Below are 20613 nucleotides of genomic sequence, written 5' to 3' on the forward strand. Positions count from 1 at the left end.
GCATGAGCGACCGTTACACAAGTTTCGCAAGGTCCGGGCCGGGGCGGGCGATAGTCAAGCGGCTCGGGCTGCCCGATCCGCCGCGGCTGCCCCGCTACCGGTCGGGCGACGCGCTCATCCCGGGGCCGGTGCTGGTCGGGCCGTCCGACGGGCCGCGCTACGAGGAGCTGGCCAAGCTGCTCGGGTCGAACGAGGAGGGCGAGAAGCACCACGCGCTGGTCTTCGACGCCACCGGCATCAGCACGCCGACCGGGCTGCGGGCGCTCTACGACTTCTTCCACCCGGTGGCGCGCTCGCTCACCCCGGCTGGGCGTGTCATCGTGCTCGGCCTGCCGCTGAGCTCCGCCGCCGACCCCGGCCAGGCCGCGGCCCAGCAGGCGCTGGACGGCTTCGTGCGCAGCGTCGGCAAGGAGTTCGGCCGGGGTGCCACCGCCCAGCTGGTGCGGGTGCACCCCGAGGCGGACACCGCCGCGCTGCGCTCGACGCTGGAGTTCCTGATCTCGACGAAGTCGGCGTACGTCAGCGGGCAGACGATCACCGTGGACGCGACTCCGGTGCCGGGCGGCAAGGACCTGACCGGCAAGGTCGCGCTGGTGACGGGGGCTGCGCGGGGCATCGGCGCGGCGATGGCCCGGGTGCTGGCGCGGGACGGGGCGCACGTGATCTGCCTGGACGTGCCCGCGGCCGGGGACGACCTGGCGAAGGTCGCCAACGAGGTGCGCGGTGAGGCGTACCAGCTGGATCTGACCGGGGTCGACGCCGCGCAGCGGCTGGTCGAGCACGTCCGGGAGCGGCACGGCCGGCTCGACGTGCTGGTGCACAACGCCGGCATCACCCGCGACAAGACGCTGGCCAACATGGACCAGACCCGCTGGGACAGCGTGCTCAAGGTCAACCTGATCGCGCCCGCGCACGTCACCGAGGCGCTGCTCGACGCGGGCCTGATCCCGGCGGGCGGCCGCATCGTCGGCGTCGCCTCGATCGCGGGTGTCGCCGGCAACCGCGGGCAGACCAACTACGCCGCCAGCAAGGCCGGCGTGATCGGCTGGGTACGCGCGCTCGCGCCGGTGCTCGCCGCGCAGGGCGTCACCGTCAACGCGGTCGCGCCCGGCTTCATCGAGACCGCGATGACCGCGAAGATGCCCGTGCTCATCCGTGAGGTCGGGCGGCGCATGAACAGCCTGTCCCAGGGCGGCCTGCCGGTCGACGTCGCCGAGACGGTGGCCTGGTTCGCCGCGCCCGGCTCGGCCGCGGTGACCGGCAACGTGGTGCGGGTCTGCGGCCAGTCGCTGCTGGGGGCCTGATGCCGAGCATGCTGCGCGCCGCGCTGTCCGTGGTGCCGTTCCCGCGGCCGAGCACGCTGCCCGAGGACACGCTGACCACCACGGTCACCGTGGACCCCGAGCACCTGGCCCGCTACCAGCGGGTGTGCGGGTTCCGGCTGAGCGACCGGCTGCCGGTCACGTACCCGCACGTGCTCGGCTTCGGGCTGCAGCTCGATCTGATGACCCGGCGCGACTTCCCGTTCCCCGTGGTCGGCGGCGTGCACGTGGCCAACCGGATCGAGCAGCACCGGCAGCTGACCACGGGCGACGTGCTCGACCTCGCGGTGCACGCACAGGACCTGCGGGAGCATCCGCGCGGCCGGCAGTACGACGTGATCACCACGGCCTCGGTGGACGGGGCGGTGGTGTGGCGGGACGTGTCGACCTACCTGCGCAAGGGGCCGTCGGAAACGCCGAAGGGCGAGCGCCCGGCCCGCGAGCCCGCCCCGGCGACGCCGCCGCACGCGACGTGGCGGGTGCCGACGTCGACCGGCACCGGCTACGCCGACGCCTCGGGCGACCACAACCCGATCCACACCTCCTGGGTCGGCGCACGGCTCTTCGGCTTCCCGAAGCCCATCGCGCACGGCATGTGGAGCAAGGCCCGCTGCCTGGCCGCGCTGGAAGGCCGACTGCCCGAGTCCTACACCGTGGACGTCTCGTTCAAGCTGCCGATCCTGCTCCCGGCCACGGTCGGCTTCACCTTCACCGGCCGCGACTTCACCCTCCGCGACGCCCGCACCGCCAAACCCCACCTCACCGGTGTGATCACGGCGTGAGCGGGCCGGGCCGGTCGAAGAAGGTGCGGAGCATGGCGGCGGATTCGGCGGCCAGGACGCCGGAGTAGACCTCGGGGCGGTGGTTGAGGCGGCGGTCGCGCAGGACGTCCCAGAGGGAGCCGGCGGCGCCGGTCTTCGGCTCCCACGCGCCGAAGACCACCGTGGCGATCCGGGCCAGCACGATCGCGCCCGCGCACATCGTGCACGGTTCGAGGGTCACCACCAGGGTGCAGCCCTCCAGCCGCCACTCACCGAGCCGGGCGGCTGCGGCGCGCAGGGCGAGGATCTCGGCGTGCGCGGTCGGGTCGTGGGCGGCCTCCCGCTCGTTGCGGCCGATCGCCAGCTCCGTGCCGTCGGGGGCGTACACCACCGCGCCGACCGGCACGTCAGCGCTGTCGTCGCAGCCCGCCGCGACGTCGAGGGCGCGGCGCATCCACTGCTCGTGCCGCGGCCGGGATCTCAAGACTCGCGCAGCTCCTCGACCTCGTCGCCGCAGCCGATCGCCTGGCACACCTCGGCGGTCACGTCGGCGGGCAGCAGCCCGTCGGTGGCGCAGAGGGCCAGCAGCTTGTGCGCGGAGACGCCGAGGTCGGCGAGCAGGTCGGCGTCGCCCACCGGGTCGGCGGTGGGGTCGGCGGCCGGGCGGTCCTCGTCGTCGTCGGCCGCCTCGACCTCCTCGATCTCCACGACCGGGGCCTCGACGTCGCTGAGCAGCAGCTTGCCGAGGCGGGACTCGTCGGCGAAGGCCGAGTCGGAACCGAAGATCCGCAGGTCCTCACCCTCGTCGAGGCGCAGGACGACCAGGTAGGCGTCGTCGGACTCGACGAACATCAAGGAGACGTCGGCGGCCGGATCGGCGTCGCGGAGCAGGTCGGCGACCTCGTCCACGTCTGCCGCGTCATGCAGGTCGAGTTCGCTGGCGGCCCAGCCGGACCGGCCCCGGACCACCGCGGCGGCGAAGTACGACACGGTCCCCCCAAATGATGTCGATATGGGCTACGGGCGGGCCACAGGCCACCCGCGAGACGGCCATCCGGCGGGTTTCGCCGAGTGATGACCCTGATCTGACAACGACCAGTCAGCCCGCCAGTCGCCGACGCAGCGCGATCAGCTCGCGGAGTTTGTCAGCCGCGACGGCTCTGCCGGCCCCCCGGACGGCACGCGCGGTGCTGGTGCTGCCCACGACGGGCAGCTGGCGCTCGCGGCCGGTGCCCGTAGACAGCTCGGCGAGCAGCTGCAGGCGCCGGCGACAACGGTCCGGGTCTGGCTGCTGCGGCGTCCACATACAGCCGAGAGTGCCGCGCCGGTGTGACCTCCGTCAAGTCCGGTAACGCGGTTGTTTGGCGACGCTCCGTGACCACTGCTCCTCAGCGCGGCACCGGTGCCGAGCTTGTTTCGGGGCTTTAACACAAGGTCACTCACAGTGGCCAGGCTCCTCGGCGGATCCACTCAGCGACTACGGAGAGTGCTGCCGCGGTCCAGGCGACTCCGGTGGCCGCGGCGACACCCGCGGCGACCCCGCGATCGCCGTACCGGGTGAGGGCCAGCGCGGCCGCCCAGGCGAGCAGACCCGCGAGCAGGGTCCAGGCGACGTAGCCGCCCAGGGTCGCCCCGAACATGCCGAACGACAGCAGCCACACCCCCGCCGCCAGCGCGCCCGCGACGACCGCCCACGGCCGCACCGGATGGGGTTCACGCAGCGTCGGACGCGTCCGAGTCTGGGTCATGCCCGCTCCTCGCCGCGCTCGCCGGCTCGTGCGCTCCGCTTGTTCACGCCCCTTCAACCGGCAGGAACGCCGTCACGGTACGGCGGTCCGCGGCGACCTCGCTGATCCAGCCGCCGGCGCGGCCCAGCCGCAGCAGCGTCTCCACCCGCACCGGGACCTGCTCGGGGCGGCCGGGCGCGGGCGGCCAGGCCCGCCGGGCGGCGTGCCCGTCCTGCGCCCAGTCGCGCACCGCGCGCAGCGGGTCGCGTCCCTCCAGCGCTTTGGCCGCCTCGTCCAGCCGGTCCTGCACATCGGCGAGCGCGGCCAGCACCGCGGTGGCGTTGCCCCCGCACATCGCGGCCACCAGCTCCGGCCGGCTGCCCGCGACCCGGGTGCCGTCCCGGAACGAGCCCGCGGCCAGGGTCAGCGCGAGCGGGTCGGTGGCGGCCGTCGCGGCCAGAGCCAGCGCCAGCAGGTGCGGTACGTGGCTGATGGCGGCGACCGCGCGGTCGTGCTCGGCGCTCGTGGCCGGCACCACCCGGGCGCCCAGCGAGGTGACCAGGCCGGCTACGGTGAGCCAGTCGTCCAGGCCGGTCTGCTCGTCCAGGCACAGCACCCAGGCGCAGCCGGTGAACAGGGCCGGATCGGCGGAGGCGAAGCCGGAGGCGGACTTGCCGGCCATCGGGTGCCCGCCGACGAAACCGGCGAGCGGGTTGGCCGCCCGGCGCAGCCGGGCCGCGACCGCCTCCCGCACCGGCCCCTTCACCGAGGTCACGTCGGTGATCAGGCCGTGGTAGCCGCTGGCGACCAGCGCGTCGAGCACGTCGTCGAGGGCGGGCAGCGGCACCGCCAGCACCACCAGCTCCGCGTCGGCCGCGGCGTCACGGATCGTCGCGGTGATCTGCCAGCGCTGTGCCGCGGGCACCCGGGCCGCCGCGCTGCGGGCCGTGGCCCGGGTCTCCGGGTCCGCGTCGAAGCCGAGCACACGATGCCCGGCGGCGGACAGGGCGCGCATGAGTGATCCGCCGATGAGCCCGAGTCCGATCACCGCGATGTTCACACGCGCAGCCTGCCACACCGCGAGCGTGGGAGCGTCGGCCCGGTGGGTGCCTCGTTGGGCATGACGTGCTGAAATGTTCTGCATTGCGCAATATGACGGTGGCCGCCGCATTGGGCGTGCTGGTCTCACCGCTGGCCTTCACGGCCGTCCTCGCCGCCCCGGTCAACCCGGTCCCGGCACCCTCGGTCACCTTCAACGGGGAGGTGCTCGCCACCACGTACTGGGGCAACACCATCTACGTCGGCGGCGACTTCACCTCCGCCACCAGCAACGGCAAGTCGGTCGGCCGGTCGCGGCTGGCGGCCGTCGACGCGCGCACCGGTGCGCTGCTGCCGTGGAACCCCGGCGCGGACGCCCGGGTCACCGCGCTGACCGCGGACTCCGGGGGTGTCTACGCCGCCGGTTCGTTCCACAAGGTCGACGGCGTCAGCCGGGACAACCTCGCGAAGATCAGCTCCTCGGGCGCGGTGGAGAGCACCTTCAAGCACTCGATCTCGGGTACGCCGTACGCCATCGCCGTCGGGCACGGCCGCGTCTACCTCGGCGGCTCCATCACCAGTGTGGACGGGCAGGAACGCACCCGGGCCGCCGCGTTCGACGCGAACTCCGGCGCGCTGGACCCGAACTGGCGGCCGCACGTCAACGACATCGTGCGCGCCCTGCTCGTCTCCTCGGACCGGGTCTACCTCGGCGGGCGCTTCAACGCGGTGAACTGGCTCAAGGGCACCGGCAAGGTGGCCGCGGTCGACCCGGCGCGGGGCGACGTCGACCTCGGCTTCTGGTCCCACGTCACGGCGATGGTGCACGACCTGGCCCTCGACGGCGGCACGCTGTACGCCGGGATCGACGGCGGCGGCGGCCGGGCCACCGCGATGGACCTGGCCGGCAACGCGAAGTGGACCATCACCACGGACGGCGACGTGCAGGCGATCGCGGTCCTCGACGGTACCGTCTACCTCGGCGGGCACTTCGACAACGTGTGCAAGAGCGCCAACACCGGCAACAAGGGGGTATGCCTCGACGGCTCGATCCGCCGGGTCAAGCTGGCCGCGGTGACCCTGTCCGGCGACCTGCTGCCGTGGACCGCGAACGGCAACGGCTCGGTCGGCGTGAACACGCTCAGCGCCAGCCGGGAGCTGGGACAGCTCGTCGCGGCGGGGGCGTACACCGCGATCAACGGCAGCGCGCAGCGCCGCTTCGCCCTGTTCAACCTGGTCAGCCGCCCGGGTTTCCTGGACACCGGCTGGTGACGCGGCCCGGGTCATGAAGAAGGGCTCCCACCGGCGCGGTGGGAGCCCTTCTTCATGCGTACGGCTACTTGATGTTCTGGATCATCACGGCGATCAGGCCCGCCACCACCGGGGAGAGCACCACCAGACCGGCCTTCAGCTCGCCGAAGGTGGTCTGGTCCAGCCCGAGCAGCTTCTCCAGCTTCGCCTTGTTCTCGGCCGCCTCGATCAGCTCGCCGGTCGGCACCTCGTCGAGCGAGAAGTGCCGCTCCAGGTAGAGCTGGCCGCGCCGGCGCAGGGTCGCCGCGGTCGGGGCGAACATGGCACCCACCACGAACGAGGCGACCACTCCGGAATAGAGCACCACACCCTTGTCCAGCTTCGGGCCGAAGCCGATCGCGGTGGCGTTGACCGCCATCACGAGCAGCACCAGGATGCCGAGCTGGCTCATCATGCGCGAGCACATCCGGCGCAGCCGCAGCAACGCGTCGAGCTGTTGGCCGGGCGTGCCGGGCAGCGGATCGGCGACCACCTGCTTCACCGCGGCGAGCGTCGCCGCACTGGTCAAACCACCGACGATGGCCAGGGCCGACAACGCGATCCCGCGGTCGGTCAGTGCCTCCGCCTCGGGATTGGGGTCCACCACGAACGGCGTCGCGTAGACGAGGGCACCGGCGAGCACGAGCACCGCTCCCACCGAGAACCACACCCGCCGCTTCACGATGACGTGCAGCCGCCGCACCTCGGCCCACCGCGACAGGCCGAACCCGAACGACTCCCCGGCGGCCGCGCCCAGCAGAGCGGCGACCGTCACGAAGGCCATGGTGTGGCCCTCGCTGGTCCAGGCGATGCCCGCTCCGATCAGCACCCCGGCAAGCATGGTGAGCAGGCGGAAGTCGCCGATCGACCAGCCGCGCGCCTCACGCGCCTCGGCCTCGTGCGCGGCGGCCACGACACCTCCGTGCCCGGCGGGCCGGGCCGGCTCGCCGTAGTCGAACGCCTTGACCAGGCCACTGGACGGCGGCATGGGTTCGGCGGGGTGGTGCGGGTCGGGCTGGCGTTGCTGGATCACGCGAAACTCTCCCGTCGGCATCGGCTCGACCGGCATCCGGTCACTGCCCGGAGTACTGGGCGAACACCTGGTGCAGCACCTCGCGGCTCTTCTTGTGCAGCTCGTCGCCGGTCCACGACTCCTTGAGCTCGATGCTCCGTCCATCGTGGAGCTCGATGGTGGCGCGGATAGGCACCTGCTTGACGATGGTCACCTTGCGGACCTCCTCGTACGGCACGAAGCGGTTCATCTCGGCGATCTTGGTCAGCGGCATCGACGCGATCATGGCCTTCATCCGCTTGGTGCCCTCGTCCTTGTCGCCCTTGGTCGGCACCGCGATCAGGCCGTTGTCGAGCACCAGCAGGTCGGCCTCGCCGCCGTCGAAGGTGACGTTGCCCAGGCCCGCGATGACGTCGCCGCCGCGCGCGGTGGCCTTCGCCTCCACCACCACCGCCGCGCTGATCTCGATGCCCAGCTCACGAAGCCGGCTCACGGCCAGCGCCGTGGTCGCCCCGTCGACCGCCAGCTTGGCGATCGGCGCGAGGTCCAGCGGCTTGCCGTCGAGGCCGAGCAGTTCGGCGGAGTCGGTCCACGACGTCTGCCAGGTCGCCCGGTCGGAACGGACCGCAGCCAGCACCAGCAGCAGCTCCAGCAGCTCGGCGAACTTGGCCGCGGCCTCCTTGCGGGTCGCGTTCTCGTAGAAGGCTTCGCCGAGTTCGCCCGCCCGGCCCGCGGCCAGCGCGTCCATCACCTCGTACAGGCCGACCTGCGGCCGGTTCATCCGCCGGGCCAGCTCGCGGAAGATGTCGTCGGCGGTGGACTGCAGCTGCCGGGTCGCGGTCGCGGCGGTGAACTGCGGCCAGGTCAGCACCTGCCGCCCCTCGGTCCGCACCGACAGGCGGTGCAGGTGGGCGCTCATCGTCGGCAGGTCGGGGACCAGGTCGGTGGCGCGGCGGCGGTCGTTGCTGGGCATACCCTCGGGCAGCGCGTTGATCGCGGCGATGCGCACGGCCAGCGGCGGGTGGGTGTTCCAGCGCGAGCCGGTCTCCCGCTTGGCCGCCTGCGTTCGCAGGCGGGCGATCTCGTCCTGGCGGGCCGCCAGCAGTTCGCCGAAGCCGGCGAACACGTCGTCCGGCAGCAGGCCGAGCTCGGCCCCGGGCGAGACGTAGCGATTCAGGTAGAAGCCGTATGCCATGTCGACGACGGCGATCTCGGTCAGCGCGGCGACGGCGGCCTGCCGGCCGGCCAGCCGCACCGCGGCGGCGTCGGCCTCCAGCTCCTGGCGGCGCGACACCGCGTTGTCCACCAGCAGGTACGCGCGCGCGTAGAGCCGGATCGGCCAGCCCGCGACGTTCCACTTGCCGATCCGGCTGATCGCGCCCTCCATCGCGATGCGCCCGCGGTAGGCGACCGCGCCGAGCCGGACGTGCGCGGCGGAGTAGTGGCCGAGCTCGTGCGCGAGCACCGCGCGCAGCTGGTCGACGTTCAACGCCTGCAGCACCGGCAGGCCGAGGTAGAGGTAGCGGCGTCCGGGGATGAGGCCCAGCAGCCTGGTGTGTTCGGACACCGCGGCGTTGACCTCGGGCACGATGCGCAGCTCGTCCGGCGCCCGGGTGCCCACACCCTCCGCCAGCCGGCGCACCTCGGCCCACAGCTGCGGAGCCTGGTCGGGCGTCACGATCACACCGGGCATGGCCTCGTTCTTGGCCCGGATCGCCTTCCACAGCGCCCAGCCGACGCCGCCGACGATCGCGACGAACAGCGGCGCGGTCACCTTCAGCGCCAGCACGCCCGGTCCCACCGCGATCAGCCAGATGGCGAGCACCACCGTGACCGCGAGCTCCACCAGGACCATGACAAAGAAGCCGATCAGCATCAGTACGCTGAACAGCGCGTGCATACCCGCTTTCATGGCACGTCCCTCCCCGTGTGCCCGGACCGTTCGTGCCGCGGGCGTCCCGCCGCGTGACGCGGCGTGCCGGACCCTATCGCGGCCCCCTGACCGCGACAATCCCCTTCCCCGCCTGGGGTTTGGGGGCATGCGGCTAGCCTGGCGGGGTGAGCGGATCAGGTGGGCTGCGGCAGCTGCTGCGCGGGGACTGCCACGTGCACACCGACTGGTCCGACGGCGGTGACCCGCTGGAGGCGATGGTCGCCGCGGCGGCCGCGCAGGGACACGACTACGTGGTGCTGACCGATCACTCGCCCCGGCTGACCATCGCGCACGGGCTGTCCCCGCAGCGGCTGCGCCGCCAGCTCGACGCGGTAGGGGCGGTGAACGAGGCGCTGGCGGGCACCGGGTTCCGGGTGCTGACCGGCATCGAGGTCGACATCCTGCCTGACGGCAGCCTCGACCAGGAGCCGGAGTTGCTGGCGTTGCTCGACGTCGTGGTCGGCTCGGTGCACAGCGAGCTGCGCATGGAGAAGGCGAAGATGACCCGGCGCCTGCTCGCCGCGCTGGCCCACCCGCACCTGGACATCCTGGGCCACTGCACCGGCCGCAAGCTTCCCGTCGCGACCGACGCGCGGCACGCGGCCCGCGGCGGCACGCTCCGCCGTCGCGCGCCGAGCAGCTTCGACGTGGACGCGGTGTTCGCCGCGGCGGCCCGTCACGACAAGGCGATCGAGATCAACTCTCGGCCGGACCGCCTCGACCCGCCGTCGAACCTGCTGCGCAAGGCCGCCAAGGTGGCCGGGCTGCGCTTCGCGATCAACACCGACGCGCACGCGGTCGCGCAGCTCGACTGGCTGGGCAACGGGTGCGCCCGCGCCGAGGCGGCCGGCCTCACCGCCGACCGGATCGTGAACACGCTGCCGGCCGACGAGCTGCTGGACTGGACCCGTACCCACCAGGCTTGAGCAGCGTGCCCACCCCCGGCCCGCACCGGGCGGGTCAGCGGCGGCGGGAGAGGGCGCCCTGGGCGACGGCCACGCCGAGCAGCACGATCAGCGCGCCGACGGGCTGGTTCCAGTGCAGGGACTCGCCCAGCACCAGGATGCCGAGCAGGGTGGCCACCACGGGGACGAGGTAGGTCACGTACGCGGCGGTGGACGCGCCGGCGGCCGTGATCACGCGCATGTTCAGGGCGAACGCGATGCCGCTGCCGAACACGCCGAGCGCCACCACCGAGCCGATGACCGGCCAGGACAGGTCGGTGACCGCGGGCGGCATACCGGAGATCAGCAGGGCGGCCAGCACCGAGGCGAGCGCCGCGACCGCGGTCTGCACGAACGCGAGCGACACCCCGGACGGCCGGGTGCCGCCGAAGTCGCGGCCGGTGACGAAGCGCTTGAGGTACGGGATCGACACGCCGTAGCAGGCGGCCGCCGCCCCGCACATGAGCTGCCCGCTCAGCGAGGACGCCCCGGCGTCGTGCCAGAAGCCGAGCACGATGAGCACGCCCGCGAAGCCGAGCAGCAGGCCCGCGGCGGCGCGGGCGGTGAACTTCTCGGTGCGGAACACCAGCACCGCGAACGGCAGCACCCACAGCGCGGTGGTGGCGTTCCAGATGCCGGCGACCAGGCTGTCGACCCGCTCCTCACCGTACGCGAAAAGGGTGAACGGCAGCGCCACGCCGACCACGCCCGGCAGCAGCATGTGACCCCACAGCCGGCGGTCGCCCGGCAGCCGCTGCCCGGCGATGAGCAGCAGCGCCAGCAGCGTCAACGCGCCGATGACGATCCGGCCGGCGGCCACCCAGGTCGGGTGCAGCTCCCGTACGCCGATCTTGATGAAGATGAAGCTGGAGCCCCAGATCACCGCGTTCGCCGCGAATGCGGGCAACCAGGCTGACCTGGTGGCGGACGCGGTGGTGTCAGGAGCGATAGTGGTAGTCACCCCTGACACACTGCCAGAGTCGCCGGGTCCCGGGCCAGCGAGTTCCAGACATCGAACAGCTGATTCGCGCCACAACTATGTCGCCTGCGCCCGGCCGGTCCGGTCGGCTAGGTTTCACGCATGGGACGAGTTGATGACCTGGCCGATCGCTATGTCGACGAGTGGGCACCGCTGAGCCCCACCGGCGCCACCTATGTCGGTATCAGCGGCTATGACGACAAACTGGATGACCTCTCCGCGGACGGCTTCGCCGCCGGCGCCGACCTGGAGCGCCGTACGCTGGCCGAACTCCGGTCGATCGAGCCCGAGAACGAGCGCGAGTTCGTCGCCAAGGAAGCCATGATCGAGCGGCTGGAGCTGGGCGTCGCCCGGTTCGACGCGGGCGAGGTGACCAGCGAGCTGAACGTGATCTCCAGCGCGCTGCACAACCTGCGGGCCACGTTCGACCTGATGTCGACCGACAGCGAGGACGCGAAGGCGAACATCGCCGCCCGGCTCAACGCCTTCCCCACCGCGCTCACGCAGTACCGGCAGACCCTGCTGGACGCCGCGCGCGCAGGCAAGGTCAGCGCGCGCCGCCAGATCGAGGAGGTCGCCAAGCAGTGCGACATCTGGACCAGCGCCGACGGTGACGACTTCTACTTCGGCCTGGCCCGGCGCATCGAGGCCGACGGCGCGCTGCGCGCCGAGCTGGACCGCGGCGCGGCGGCCGCGAACGAGGCGACCCGCGAGTTCGGGCAGTTCCTGCGCACCGAGATGGCCCCGCTCGGCCGGGAGAAGGAGGCCGCCGGGCGCGAGCGCTACGAGCTGGCCTCGCAGTACTTCCTCGGCGCCCGGGTGGACCTGGACGAGACGTACGCCTGGGGCTTCGAGGAGCTGCACCGGCTGGAGACCGAGATGCGGGCCGTGTCCGCGGTCATCGCCGGTCCCGGCGCGTCCATCGACGAGGCGGTGGCCAAGCTCGACGCCGACCCGAAGTACCGGATCGAGGGCAAGGAGCAGTTCCGCGACTGGATGCAGCAGCTCGCCGAGAAGGCCATCAGCGACCTGAACGGCACCCACTTCGACATCCCCGAGGCGATCCGGCGCATCGAGTGCTGCCTCGCCCCGACCAGCGACGGCGGCATCTACTACACCGGCCCAAGCGAGGACTTCAGCCGTCCCGGCCGGATGTGGTGGGCGGTGCCGCAGGGCGTCAACGACTTCTCCACCTGGCGTGAGGTGACCACCGTCTACCACGAGGGCGCGCCGGGCCACCACCTGCAGGTCGCCCAGGCGGCGTACCAGGCGGAGAAGCTCAACCGCTGGCAGCGGCTGCTGAGCTGGTCCTCGGGCCACGGCGAGGGCTGGGCGCTGTACAGCGAGCGCCTCATGGACGACCTCGGCTACCTGGCCGACCCCGCCGACAAGCTCGGCATGCTCGACGGGCAGGCGTTCCGGGCCGCCCGGGTGATCGTCGACATCGGCATGCACCTGGAGCTGGAGATCCCGCGCGACAACCCGTTCGGCTTCCACCCCGGCGAGCGGTGGACCCCCGAGCTGGGCTGGGAGTTCCTGCGGGCGCACTGCCGGATCGGCGACGAGACGCTGCGCTTCGAGCTCAACCGCTACCTCGGCTGGCCGGGACAGGCCCCGTCCTACAAGGTCGGCGAGCGCATCTGGCTGCAGGCGCGCGACGACGCCAAGGCCCGCAAGGGCGCCGCGTTCGACCTGCGCCAGTTCCACTCCGACGCCCTCGACCTCGGCTCCCTCGGCCTGGACCCCCTCCGCAAGGCCCTAGCGCGCCTCTGAGTTCGGCAACGTGAACGGGCCGGTGGTCATCGACCACCGGCCCGTTCACATTTTTCTCTACTCGGCGACCAGGAAGGTCCACACGCGTGCGGGCGACAGGGAGCCGTCCTCGAAGCGTGCTTGCGCAGTCAGTACGTTCTCCCCGGCGCGGTCCGGTGCGAGCTCCACCCATACGGTGTTGCTGCCCTCGGCCGACACGGTGAACTCCGCCCCGTCATTGAGTTTCAGGACGAACGCGGTGACGCCTGGGATCTCCTCGTAGACGGTGAACGTCGAGGCCACGCCGACCCCGCCCGCGGCGTACCACGGGTTGTACAGGTACGAGTCGATGTACGGGCGGGCGTCCTGGATCAGGATCGACTGGTCGTAGTTCCACTCGGAGGTGGTCCCGTCGGCGTAGACGCTGCGTATCAGCGACTGCCAGACCCCCGGCTCGGTCGGCGTCCAGTCGAACACGGCGACGCCGCTCGTGTCCGCGTCGACCCGCAGCAACTCCTGGTCCCAGTTGAGCTGGTACTCGTAAGCGACCACGTTCGGCGCTCCAGGACGGAACGTCCACGTCAACGGCTTGCCCACCAGCGCCATGTGCCAGGCAAAGCCGTCGTATCCGGATGAGCCGACCGCCGGCGCGTCCGACACACGGATGGTCTCGCTCCAGACGCCGGCCGGACCTGCCGCCGTGTAGCTGGTCACGGTCAGCCGCGGCCAGCCCGGCTCGGTGAAGACGAGCTCGGCGACCGCCTTGCCGTCCTGGCCCGCGGGCACGGTCTGCTCCGGACCGCCGTCGAGGCGGTACCGGTACTCCGTGACGCCCTCGATGGTCGGGGTGAGCAGGAGCCGGCTGGTCAGGTGCAGCCCGTTCATCTCCACCGTCACGCCGGGCCGGGTGTCCCGGACCAGGAACGAGTACGACGTCTCCGGGCTGCGGTTGCCGGCCCGGTCGATCGCCCTGGCGTACAGCGTGGCCTGACCCTGCCGGTTCGGCGTGTAGGTGACAGTCACCGGCGCACCCGGCGCGGGCGCTTCGACGATCTGCTGGCCGCCCTGGCCGTCGCGGAACTCATAACGGACCACGTCCGGATCGCCCTGGGCGTCGAGCACGAACGTGCCCGGAACGCCCACGCCACCGCTCGCCGGCCCGCCCTGCGGGTACAGCTCCGAGCTGACCAGCGGTGCCTTGGCCGGGGCGACCGAGTCGACCGTGAAGTAGCACGGCGCCGCCCATTCCGACAGGTCGTGAGTGTCGGTGGCCTGCGCGGACCAGGCCACCACGGCGCCGTGCGCGTACACGTTCGTCGGGACGTCCCGGCGGATGTCGCCCCGGCTGTAGCCGTAACCGGTGTAGGTGCGGCGCTGTTCGGGCTGGTCGACCGGCCACGTGGCGAACTCGGCCCCGACGGGCTCGACGTCAGGGTCGACGACCTTCGCGGAGAGCGTCGTGCCCAGGCCCGACACGGTCGTCGGCGCGGCCTGCGTGGCGCAGGTGTTCTGGTGATACAGCTTCACGGCGCTGACGACGGGCACGGTGTTGGCCTTGTACTGCAGGTCCGGCCGGTAGACGAAGGTCCGGCCGAACAGGCGGTCGCCCTCCGCGGCGTCGGCGATCCGCAGTTCCAGCGTCAGTTGGGCGTCGCCGCGCGCCTGGGCCGCGAGTACCGTCTCCCGCAGATCGAAGACCAGGTAACCAGGGCACTCGTAGTTCACGCCGGGCACCGGGGTGCCCAGCTTCTCCAGCTCGGCCGGTGGGTTGTTCCAGGTCGGCGCGGAGCCGATGGGTGCGGTGCGCCACAGCTCCAACGGTGCCGGCGCGGTGCAGTCCGCCGCCGACCGCTCCCGGGCGAGCAGGTTCGCCTCGTAGAGCTTCTTGCCGTTCAATCTGGCCAGGTCGAACGTGAAGTAGAACCGGGCCTTGTACTTGGTGCCACCCGCGGGCTCCTGGCGCCCGACCGGCGTGTCGACCGCGAGTTTGACGAAGCTCGCCGACGAGTCATGCGAGTTCGTGTACGCCCACGACGACGCCGAGATCGAGGAGACCTCGTAGGCCGCGGCGGGCGACTGTCCACTCAGCAGTGCGGCGGAGGCTGCGGCGGCTGCCGTGACGGCACCTGCCAGCAGTCTTCTTGCGAACATCGAACCTCCCCGTCGTCTCGCACACGTGTCCGAGACGACGGGGAGGCTATCAACAGGATCCGATAGGTCGCCTCACCATTTCGGCCCACCGCGATGTCGCGCTCCGACGCGTGCCCGGTGCCCGCGGCTCAGGGCGTGGACAGCGCCTCCGTGGGTGACAGCCGCGACGCGCGGACCGCCGGGTAGAGGCCCGCGACTCCGCCGATCACCAGGGTCGCGCACAGACCGCCGAGGGTCGCCCAGGCGGGCACGACGCCCGGCCAGCCCTGGAAGAGGGCGTACGCCGTGGTCACCAGCCCGCCCAGCAGCACCCCGCCGACTCCGCCGAGCGCCGCCAGCAGCAGCGACTCGGTGAGGAACTGGCCGCGCACCTGGCCCCGGGTGGCCCCGAGCGAGCGGCGCAGGCCGATCTCGGCCCGCCGCTCCAGCACCGAGACGACCATCGTGTTGGCCACCCCGACCCCGCCGACCAGCAGCGCCACCGCACCCAGGCCCAGCAGCAGCCCGGTGAAGGCCTTGTCGGTGGCCAGTTGCGCGGCCAGCGCGTCCGAGGGCCGGGACACCTTGACCTCATTCGGCGCCTCCGGGTTCGCGGTCGCGGCGAGCACGCCACTGACCGCCTCCACCTGGGACTCCGCGGACCGGGTGTACACCGTCGTGGCGTGCCCGTCGAAGTCCAGGTAGGACTCGGCCGCGGGCCAGCCGATCAGCGCGGCGGTGTCCAGCTCGGCGGCCAGCGGCACCGGCCGCAGGATGCCCACCACGGTGAACCAGCGGCCGCCCAGCCACACCTGCCGGTCCGGCCCGGCCTCGGGCACCCCGAGCCGGCTCGCCGCGGTCGCCCCGAGCACCGTCGCGGGGTAACGGGCCGTCGCCGCGTTGAGCCACGTCCCGTCGGCCAGTTCCGCGCCGACGGTGGCGGGCAGGTCCAGGTCGGTGGCGCGTACGCCCAGGCTGCCACTCTCGGCCGCGGGTATCCGGTCGGAGCGGTAGACCTTGGTGTCGACCCGGCCCACCGCGGACACGTCGGTGACCGGGCCGATCCGCTCGATCATCGTGGCCGCCTCGACCGGCAGCTTCGCGTCCTGCCCGAACAGGCTGCTGCCCGGGCTGACGGTGAGCAGGTTGGTGCCGAGCCGGTCCAGGGTCTGGTCCAGTTCCGCCCGCGACGACGCGGAGATGCCGACCACGGCGACCATCGCCGCGATCCCGATGGCGATACCCAGCGCGGACAGCAGCGCCCGGGTCGGCCGGGTACGCAGCCCGATGGCCCCCACCCGCACGAGATCCGCCCACCGCAGCCGCGGCGCGGTCAGGCCCGCCCCCCGTCCTTGATCACCGGACTTGCCCGGCACCTGTGCGTATCTTGACCGTCCTTTCGCCCGGTTGCCTGGCAAGTCGGACGACCTTGGTGAGGCCGCCGCCCGGGTCGCGGCCGACGGGCGGTTCGTGGGGGCGGGCCGGGTGCCATGGGTACTCATGCGGGGGCCTCGGTGATCAGCGCGCCGTCGCGTAAGGCGATCATGCGGGGAAAGGACGCGGCTATCTCCCGGTCATGGGTGATCACGACCAGCGTGGTGCCCGCCGCGTTGAGCTCACGCAGCAGGTCCAGGATCACACCGCCGGAGTGCGAGTCCAGATTGCCGGTGGGCTCGTCGGCCAGCAGCAGCGGCGGGTCGCCGACCACGGCGCGGGCGATCGCGACCCGCTGCCGCTCGCCACCGGACAGCTCGTGCGGTCGATGGGTCAGCCGGTGCGCCAGCCCCACCCGGTCCAGCGCGGCAGTCGCCCGCTCCCGGCGCTCCCGCAACGGCACACCCGCATAGAGCAGGCCGTCGGCGACGTTGTCCACGCAGGACGTCCCCTGCGCGAGGTGGAACTGCTGGAACACGAACCCGATCCGGCTGCCGCGCAGCGCGGACAGCTGCCGGTCCGACAACTCGGCCAGGTCGTACCCGTCGATCTCGACGCGGCCGCCGGACGGCCGGTCCAGCGCTCCGATCATGTGCAGCATCGTCGACTTGCCCGAGCCGGACGGCCCGACGATCGCGGCCGCCTCGCCGCGCTCGATCCGCAGACTCACCCCCGCCAGGGCAGTCACGCCGCCCGGATAGACCTTGGCCACGTCGGTGAGGGCGATCATCGCGGCCGGTCCCGGTCCGTCGCCCTCGGCCGGCAGGCCGGTGGCCCGGCTCGGCCCACCCGGGGGTACGCCGGTCACGACGGCATCCCGACGACCGTGCCCTCGGCCAGGCCGTCCCCGCTGACCTCGACCCGGCCGGTCGCGAACAGCCCGGTCCGCACGGCCACGATCCGGCTCGCGCCGCCCTCGACCACCTCGACGCCGTAACCGCCCTCGGCCAGCGCGAGCAGCGCCGCGACCGGCACCGTCAGCACACCCTCGCGGGTCTCCGCGGTGAAGTCGACGTCGACGGCGGCCTGCTGGAAGCCCTGCACCGCGTCCTTCGCGGTCAGCGACACGGTGACCTCCAGGTTCGTCGTCGGGTCGGCCCCGTTGACGCCCGGCGCGATGACCGTCTGCACCGCGCCGACCTTGCCGGGCACCCGCTTGCCGTCGGGCAGCTCGACCTCCACCGTCGCGCCGGGCACGGCCAGCCGCTCGTCGGCGACCTCCAGCTCCACCACGACCGCGCGGTCCACGCCGGTGCGGGTGAGGATCGGCGTGCCGGGCTGCACCAGGTCGCCGACGGTCGCGCTGAGCGCGTCCACCCGCGCCTGCCCGGCCGCGAACACGACCCGGCCCGGCTCGACCACCCCCGTCTCGGGCAGGCCCAGGTCCTCCTGCCACTGCCGCACCGCACTCGCCGTCGCGGCGGTGAACTCGCGGTCCACGGTGAAGCCGTCGTACCCGAGCGCCTTGAGGTTCTGCTCCAGCTGCTTCACGTCGGCGCCCTCGACCCCGTCGCGCAGCTGCCGGTACGCGGGCAGCGCCCCGTACAGCAGCACCACCGGCTGGTCGTCGAGGCGGAACAGGGGCTTGCCGCGACCGATCACCGCGCCCTCCGCGGCCAGCCAGGTGACCGTGCCCGCGCTGCGCGCGCCGACGGTGTGCTCGGCGCCGTAGCCGAGGGTGCCGCTCTTCGTCTCGGTGTCCGCCAGCGACTGCCGGGTCACCGTGGCCGTCTCGGGCGGACCGGCGGCGGCCGGCTCCGTCTCGCCGGACAGGCCCGGCAGGCCCACGGCCAGCCCCGCCGCCGTGGCGAGCGCGAGCACGGCGACGCCGCCGACCAGGTAGCGAGCCCTCACTTGCCACCGCCGCCCTTGAAGTCCGGCACGATCGCGCGGCACTTCTCCAGTGCCTTGGTGAACGCCGGGCTGGTACGCCACTGGCCGAGTGCGCCGTCCAGCCGCAGCTTGCCGGTGTCGTCGGGCTCCGGGAACTCCGGCACCCCGTTCTCGCGCATGCACTTGGCGAAGGTCCGCAGCTTCTCCACCTGCTCGGGGTCGAACTGCACCGCCTCGCCGCCGTTCGGCAGCAACGTCTTGCACGCCTCCATCGCCGGCTGCAGCTTGTCCTTGTCGATCTTCGCGATGTCGGCCCGCATCTGGTCACCCGGCTCGGGGTCGGGCATGTCCACGCCGTGCTCGCGCATGCAGGCGGCGAACTTGCGTCCCTGCTCCTGCTTGTCCAGCGCCGCCGCCGAGGCCGAAGCGCCCGGCCGGGCCCCGCCCGCCGTCGCCACACCCTCGTCCTTCGTCCCGCCGCACGCCACCAGCACCGGCGCCAACGCCAGCACCGCCGCGACGGCCGTCAGTCTCGTCCTCATGCGGCCCATCAGACCCGCCCCCGCATAACCCCGGCGTAACCTCGGCCGGCCGCGATGATCTTGGTTATGCCGGGGTTACCCGGTGGGCGGGCATCATTGCCGCGTGCGGGTGTTGGTGGTGGAGGACGAGGACGTGCTGGCGGACGCCGTGGCCGAGTGGCTGCGGCGGGAGGCGTTCGCCGTGGACGTGGCGTACGACGGGGACACGGCGCACGAGCGGCTCGCGGTGCATCCGTACGACGTGGTGGTCCTCGATCGTGATCTTCCCGGCGTGCCCGGGGACGAGCTGTGCCGCCAGATCTCCGACCGGCTGCCGCAGACGCGGGTGCTGATGCTCACCGCGGCGGCCGCTGTACGTGAGCGCGTCGCGGGGCTGGCCCTCGGCGCGGACGACTACCTGGTCAAGCCGTTCGCGATGGTCGAGCTGGCGGCACGGGTGCACGCGCTGGCCCGGCGGGCCGTCGTGAAGAACCCGGCCGTGCTGCAGCGGGCCGGAATCGTGCTCGACCCGGCCCGGCGCACCGCCGAACGCGGCGGCCGCGACCTCGGCCTGGCCCGCAAGGAGTTCGCCGTGCTGGCCGAGCTGCTGCGCGCCGACGGGGCCGTGGTCTCCGCCGAGCAGCTGCTCGAACGGGCCTGGGACGAGCACATCGACCCGTTCACCAACGTGGTCCGGGTCACCGTCATGAAACTGCGCCGCAAGCTCGGCGAGCCGCAGCCGATCGAGACCGTCGCCGGAGTGGGGTACCGCATACCGTGAACAGGCTGACCATCCGCGCCCGGCTGACCCTGCTGTACGTCGTGCTGTTCACCGTCGCCGGGCTGGCCCTGCTGGCCATCACGTACTTCCTGGTGCGCTGGCAGATGAACGCCAACCCGTTCGACACCAAGCTGATCGTCACCGACCTGCTGAAGACCGGCGGCGACTTCAAGGCGCTGCGCGAGCTGCTGCAGGCCAAGACCGAGGAGTCCAACGACGCGACCCTCACCACGATCCTCACCCAGGGCGGCATCGCCCTCGCCCTGGTGCTGGCCGCCGCGACCGGCGTCGCCTGGGCCCTCGCCGGGCGGGCCCTGCAGCCGCTGCACCGCATCACGGCGACCGCGGCGCGTATCGCGGCGAGTGCCGGAGGCCGGGGACTGCACGAGCGGATCGCGCTGAAGGGGCCGAAGGACGAGGTCAAGCAGCTCGCCGACACGTTCGACGCGATGCTGAGCCGGCTCGACCACTCGTTCGACGGGCAGCGGCGCTTCGTCGCGAACGCGTCGCACGAGCTGCGTACGCCGCTGGCGCTGAACCGGGCGCTGGTGGAGCTGGCCATCACCCGCCCCGAGGCGAGCGCCGACGCGCGGCAGCTCGGCGACGCCCTGCTGAAGGTCAACGAGCGCCACGAGCGGCTCATCGACGGGCTGCTGATGCTCGCCGACAGCGAGCACGAGGTGGCCGAGCAGACCTCGGTCGACCTGGCCGACGTCGCCGAGTACGTGCTGGAGGCGCTGCCCGCGGGCGGGCCCGCGGTGACCAGCCTGCTCGACCCGGCTCCGGTCACCGGGGACCCGGTGCTGCTGGAGCGGCTGGTGCAGAACCTGGTCGAGAACGCGGTCCGGCACAACGTGCCCGACGGGTGGCTGCGGGTGGAGACGGCCACCGTGGACGGGCGGGCGCGGCTGGTGGTGGTGAACACCGGGCCGGTCGTGCCGGCGTACGAGCTGGAATCGATCTTCCAGCCGTTCCGCCGCCTCGGCCGGGAGCGGGTCGGTGGCCCGTCCCGCGGCCTCGGCCTGGGCCTGTCCATCGTGCGCGCCATCGCCCAGGCCCACCGCGGCACCGTGACCGCCACCCCCCGCCCCGGCGGCGGCCTCACCCTCACCACCACCCTCTGACGCCCACCAACCCGCCGCAACTCTTAGAGGCT

The 20613-nt window shown here is 72.6% G+C and carries 18 protein-coding genes and 1 pseudogene; 7 read left to right on the forward strand and 12 right to left on the reverse strand.

Features of this window, described 5'->3' with window-relative positions:
- Window positions 1-2 precede the first annotated feature (2 nt).
- Both Cco03nite_RS33160 and Cco03nite_RS33165 read left to right on the forward strand, forming a co-directional pair.
- Window positions 3-1304 (forward strand): 3-oxoacyl-ACP reductase, encoded by a 1302-nt coding sequence (locus tag Cco03nite_RS33160; RefSeq protein ID WP_203697580.1) that lies wholly within the window; start codon window positions 3-5, stop codon window positions 1302-1304.
- Window positions 1304-2104: a MaoC/PaaZ C-terminal domain-containing protein gene (locus Cco03nite_RS33165; protein ID WP_203697582.1), complete on the forward strand. Its 801-nt coding sequence runs from the start codon at window positions 1304-1306 to the stop codon at window positions 2102-2104. The genes Cco03nite_RS33160 and Cco03nite_RS33165 overlap by 1 nt, the downstream gene beginning before the upstream one ends.
- Here Cco03nite_RS33165 and tadA read toward each other — a convergent pair.
- From tadA to Cco03nite_RS33185, 4 genes are all read right to left on the reverse strand, one after another.
- Window positions 2094-2567 carry a tRNA adenosine(34) deaminase TadA gene (tadA, locus tag Cco03nite_RS33170; RefSeq protein ID WP_373314386.1) on the reverse strand — a complete coding sequence of 158 codons (474 nt, stop codon included), beginning with the start codon at window positions 2565-2567 and terminating at the stop codon, window positions 2094-2096. The two genes, Cco03nite_RS33165 and tadA, sit on opposite strands and share 11 nt — an antisense overlap.
- A complete protein-coding gene (locus tag Cco03nite_RS33175) occupies window positions 2564-3073 on the reverse strand; it encodes a tRNA adenosine deaminase-associated protein (RefSeq protein ID WP_203697583.1) in 510 nt (169 codons plus the stop codon). The genes tadA and Cco03nite_RS33175 overlap by 4 nt, the downstream gene beginning before the upstream one ends.
- Before the next feature lie 449 nt (window positions 3074-3522).
- Window positions 3523-3831 (reverse strand): hypothetical protein, encoded by a 309-nt coding sequence (locus Cco03nite_RS33180; protein WP_203697586.1) that lies wholly within the window; start codon window positions 3829-3831, stop codon window positions 3523-3525.
- Window positions 3832-3874: 43 nt separating this feature from the next.
- Window positions 3875-4981: a prephenate dehydrogenase/arogenate dehydrogenase family protein gene (locus Cco03nite_RS33185; protein WP_373314388.1), complete on the reverse strand. Its 1107-nt coding sequence runs from the start codon at window positions 4979-4981 to the stop codon at window positions 3875-3877.
- On the opposite strand from Cco03nite_RS33185, the gene Cco03nite_RS33190 reads away from it, so the two are divergent.
- Window positions 4969-6120 (forward strand): PQQ-binding-like beta-propeller repeat protein, encoded by a 1152-nt coding sequence (locus Cco03nite_RS33190; protein WP_239167863.1) that lies wholly within the window; start codon window positions 4969-4971, stop codon window positions 6118-6120. The two genes, Cco03nite_RS33185 and Cco03nite_RS33190, sit on opposite strands and share 13 nt — an antisense overlap.
- Window positions 6121-6184: 64 nt before the next feature.
- Here Cco03nite_RS33190 and Cco03nite_RS33195 read toward each other — a convergent pair whose 3' ends face one another.
- Window positions 6185-7171, reverse strand: coding sequence for a hypothetical protein (locus Cco03nite_RS33195; protein WP_203697592.1), 987 nt, complete (start codon window positions 7169-7171; stop codon window positions 6185-6187).
- Window positions 7172-7211: 40 nt separating this feature from the next.
- Window positions 7212-9062 carry a M48 family metallopeptidase gene (locus Cco03nite_RS33200; RefSeq protein ID WP_239167864.1) on the reverse strand — a complete coding sequence of 617 codons (1851 nt, stop codon included), beginning with the start codon at window positions 9060-9062 and terminating at the stop codon, window positions 7212-7214.
- A 164-nt stretch (window positions 9063-9226) separates the two neighbouring features.
- Here Cco03nite_RS33200 and Cco03nite_RS33205 point away from each other — a divergent pair.
- A pseudogene (locus Cco03nite_RS33205) lies at window positions 9227-10009 on the forward strand (PHP domain-containing protein); the annotation flags it as partial.
- A gap of 34 nt (window positions 10010-10043) precedes the next feature.
- Here Cco03nite_RS33205 and Cco03nite_RS33210 read toward each other — a convergent pair.
- Window positions 10044-10988: a DMT family transporter gene (locus tag Cco03nite_RS33210; RefSeq protein WP_239167865.1), complete on the reverse strand. Its 945-nt coding sequence runs from the start codon at window positions 10986-10988 to the stop codon at window positions 10044-10046.
- 120 nt (window positions 10989-11108) lie between these two features.
- Between Cco03nite_RS33210 and Cco03nite_RS33215 the strand changes: the two genes are divergently transcribed.
- Window positions 11109-12779 (forward strand): DUF885 domain-containing protein, encoded by a 1671-nt coding sequence (locus Cco03nite_RS33215; RefSeq protein WP_203697596.1) that lies wholly within the window; start codon window positions 11109-11111, stop codon window positions 12777-12779.
- A 57-nt stretch (window positions 12780-12836) separates the two neighbouring features.
- On the opposite strand, the gene Cco03nite_RS33220 is transcribed toward Cco03nite_RS33215, so the two are convergent.
- The 5 genes from Cco03nite_RS33220 to Cco03nite_RS33240 form a co-directional block, all read right to left on the reverse strand.
- Window positions 12837-14909 carry a hypothetical protein gene (locus Cco03nite_RS33220; RefSeq protein WP_203697598.1) on the reverse strand — a complete coding sequence of 691 codons (2073 nt, stop codon included), beginning with the start codon at window positions 14907-14909 and terminating at the stop codon, window positions 12837-12839.
- A gap of 128 nt (window positions 14910-15037) precedes the next feature.
- A complete protein-coding gene (locus Cco03nite_RS33225) occupies window positions 15038-16192 on the reverse strand; it encodes an ABC transporter permease (RefSeq protein ID WP_373314389.1) in 1155 nt (384 codons plus the stop codon).
- 194 nt (window positions 16193-16386) lie between these two features.
- Window positions 16387-17052, reverse strand: a complete 666-nt coding sequence (locus Cco03nite_RS33230) for an ABC transporter ATP-binding protein (protein WP_203697625.1) — start codon at window positions 17050-17052, stop codon at window positions 16387-16389.
- A gap of 74 nt (window positions 17053-17126) precedes the next feature.
- Window positions 17127-18176 carry an efflux RND transporter periplasmic adaptor subunit gene (locus Cco03nite_RS33235; RefSeq protein WP_203697602.1) on the reverse strand — a complete coding sequence of 350 codons (1050 nt, stop codon included), beginning with the start codon at window positions 18174-18176 and terminating at the stop codon, window positions 17127-17129.
- A complete protein-coding gene (locus Cco03nite_RS33240) occupies window positions 18173-18697 on the reverse strand; it encodes a hypothetical protein (protein WP_203697604.1) in 525 nt (174 codons plus the stop codon). Before Cco03nite_RS33240 ends, Cco03nite_RS33235 begins: the two co-directional genes overlap by 4 nt.
- A 103-nt stretch (window positions 18698-18800) precedes the next feature.
- Between Cco03nite_RS33240 and Cco03nite_RS33245 the strand changes: the two genes are divergently transcribed.
- Together Cco03nite_RS33245 and Cco03nite_RS33250 are read left to right on the forward strand one after the other, a co-directional pair.
- Entirely contained in the window at window positions 18801-19457 is a 657-nt protein-coding gene (locus tag Cco03nite_RS33245) for a response regulator transcription factor (protein WP_203697606.1), read from the forward strand.
- Window positions 19454-20581, forward strand: coding sequence for a sensor histidine kinase (locus Cco03nite_RS33250; RefSeq protein ID WP_203697608.1), 1128 nt, complete (start codon window positions 19454-19456; stop codon window positions 20579-20581). Before Cco03nite_RS33245 ends, Cco03nite_RS33250 begins: the two co-directional genes overlap by 4 nt.
- Window positions 20582-20613: the final 32 nt, after the last annotated feature.

This window comes from Catellatospora coxensis (assembly GCF_016862635.1).
GTDB lineage: Bacteria > Actinomycetota > Actinomycetes > Mycobacteriales > Micromonosporaceae > Catellatospora > Catellatospora coxensis.

Bases quoted from the DNA above. Each gene is read 5' to 3' on its own strand.
- Cco03nite_RS33185 (WP_373314388.1), bottom strand. From the start codon at position 4,981: ATGCGGCGGCCACCGTCATATTGCGCAATGCAGAACATTTCAGCACGT.
- Cco03nite_RS33200 (WP_239167864.1), bottom strand. From the start codon at position 9,062: ATGAAAGCGGGTATGCACGCGCTGTTCAGCGTACTGATGCTGATCGGC.
- Cco03nite_RS33180 (WP_203697586.1), bottom strand. From the start codon at position 3,831: ATGACCCAGACTCGGACGCGTCCGACGCTGCGTGAACCCCATCCGGTG.
- Cco03nite_RS33220 (WP_203697598.1), bottom strand. From the start codon at position 14,909: ATGTTCGCAAGAAGACTGCTGGCAGGTGCCGTCACGGCAGCCGCCGCA.
- Cco03nite_RS33160 (WP_203697580.1), top strand. From the start codon at position 3: ATGAGCGACCGTTACACAAGTTTCGCAAGGTCCGGGCCGGGGCGGGCG.
- Cco03nite_RS33215 (WP_203697596.1), top strand. From the start codon at position 11,109: ATGGGACGAGTTGATGACCTGGCCGATCGCTATGTCGACGAGTGGGCA.
- Cco03nite_RS33230 (WP_203697625.1), bottom strand. From the start codon at position 17,052: ATGATCGCCCTCACCGACGTGGCCAAGGTCTATCCGGGCGGCGTGACT.
- Cco03nite_RS33165 (WP_203697582.1), top strand. From the start codon at position 1,304: ATGCCGAGCATGCTGCGCGCCGCGCTGTCCGTGGTGCCGTTCCCGCGG.
- Cco03nite_RS33240 (WP_203697604.1), bottom strand. From the start codon at position 18,697: ATGAGGACGAGACTGACGGCCGTCGCGGCGGTGCTGGCGTTGGCGCCG.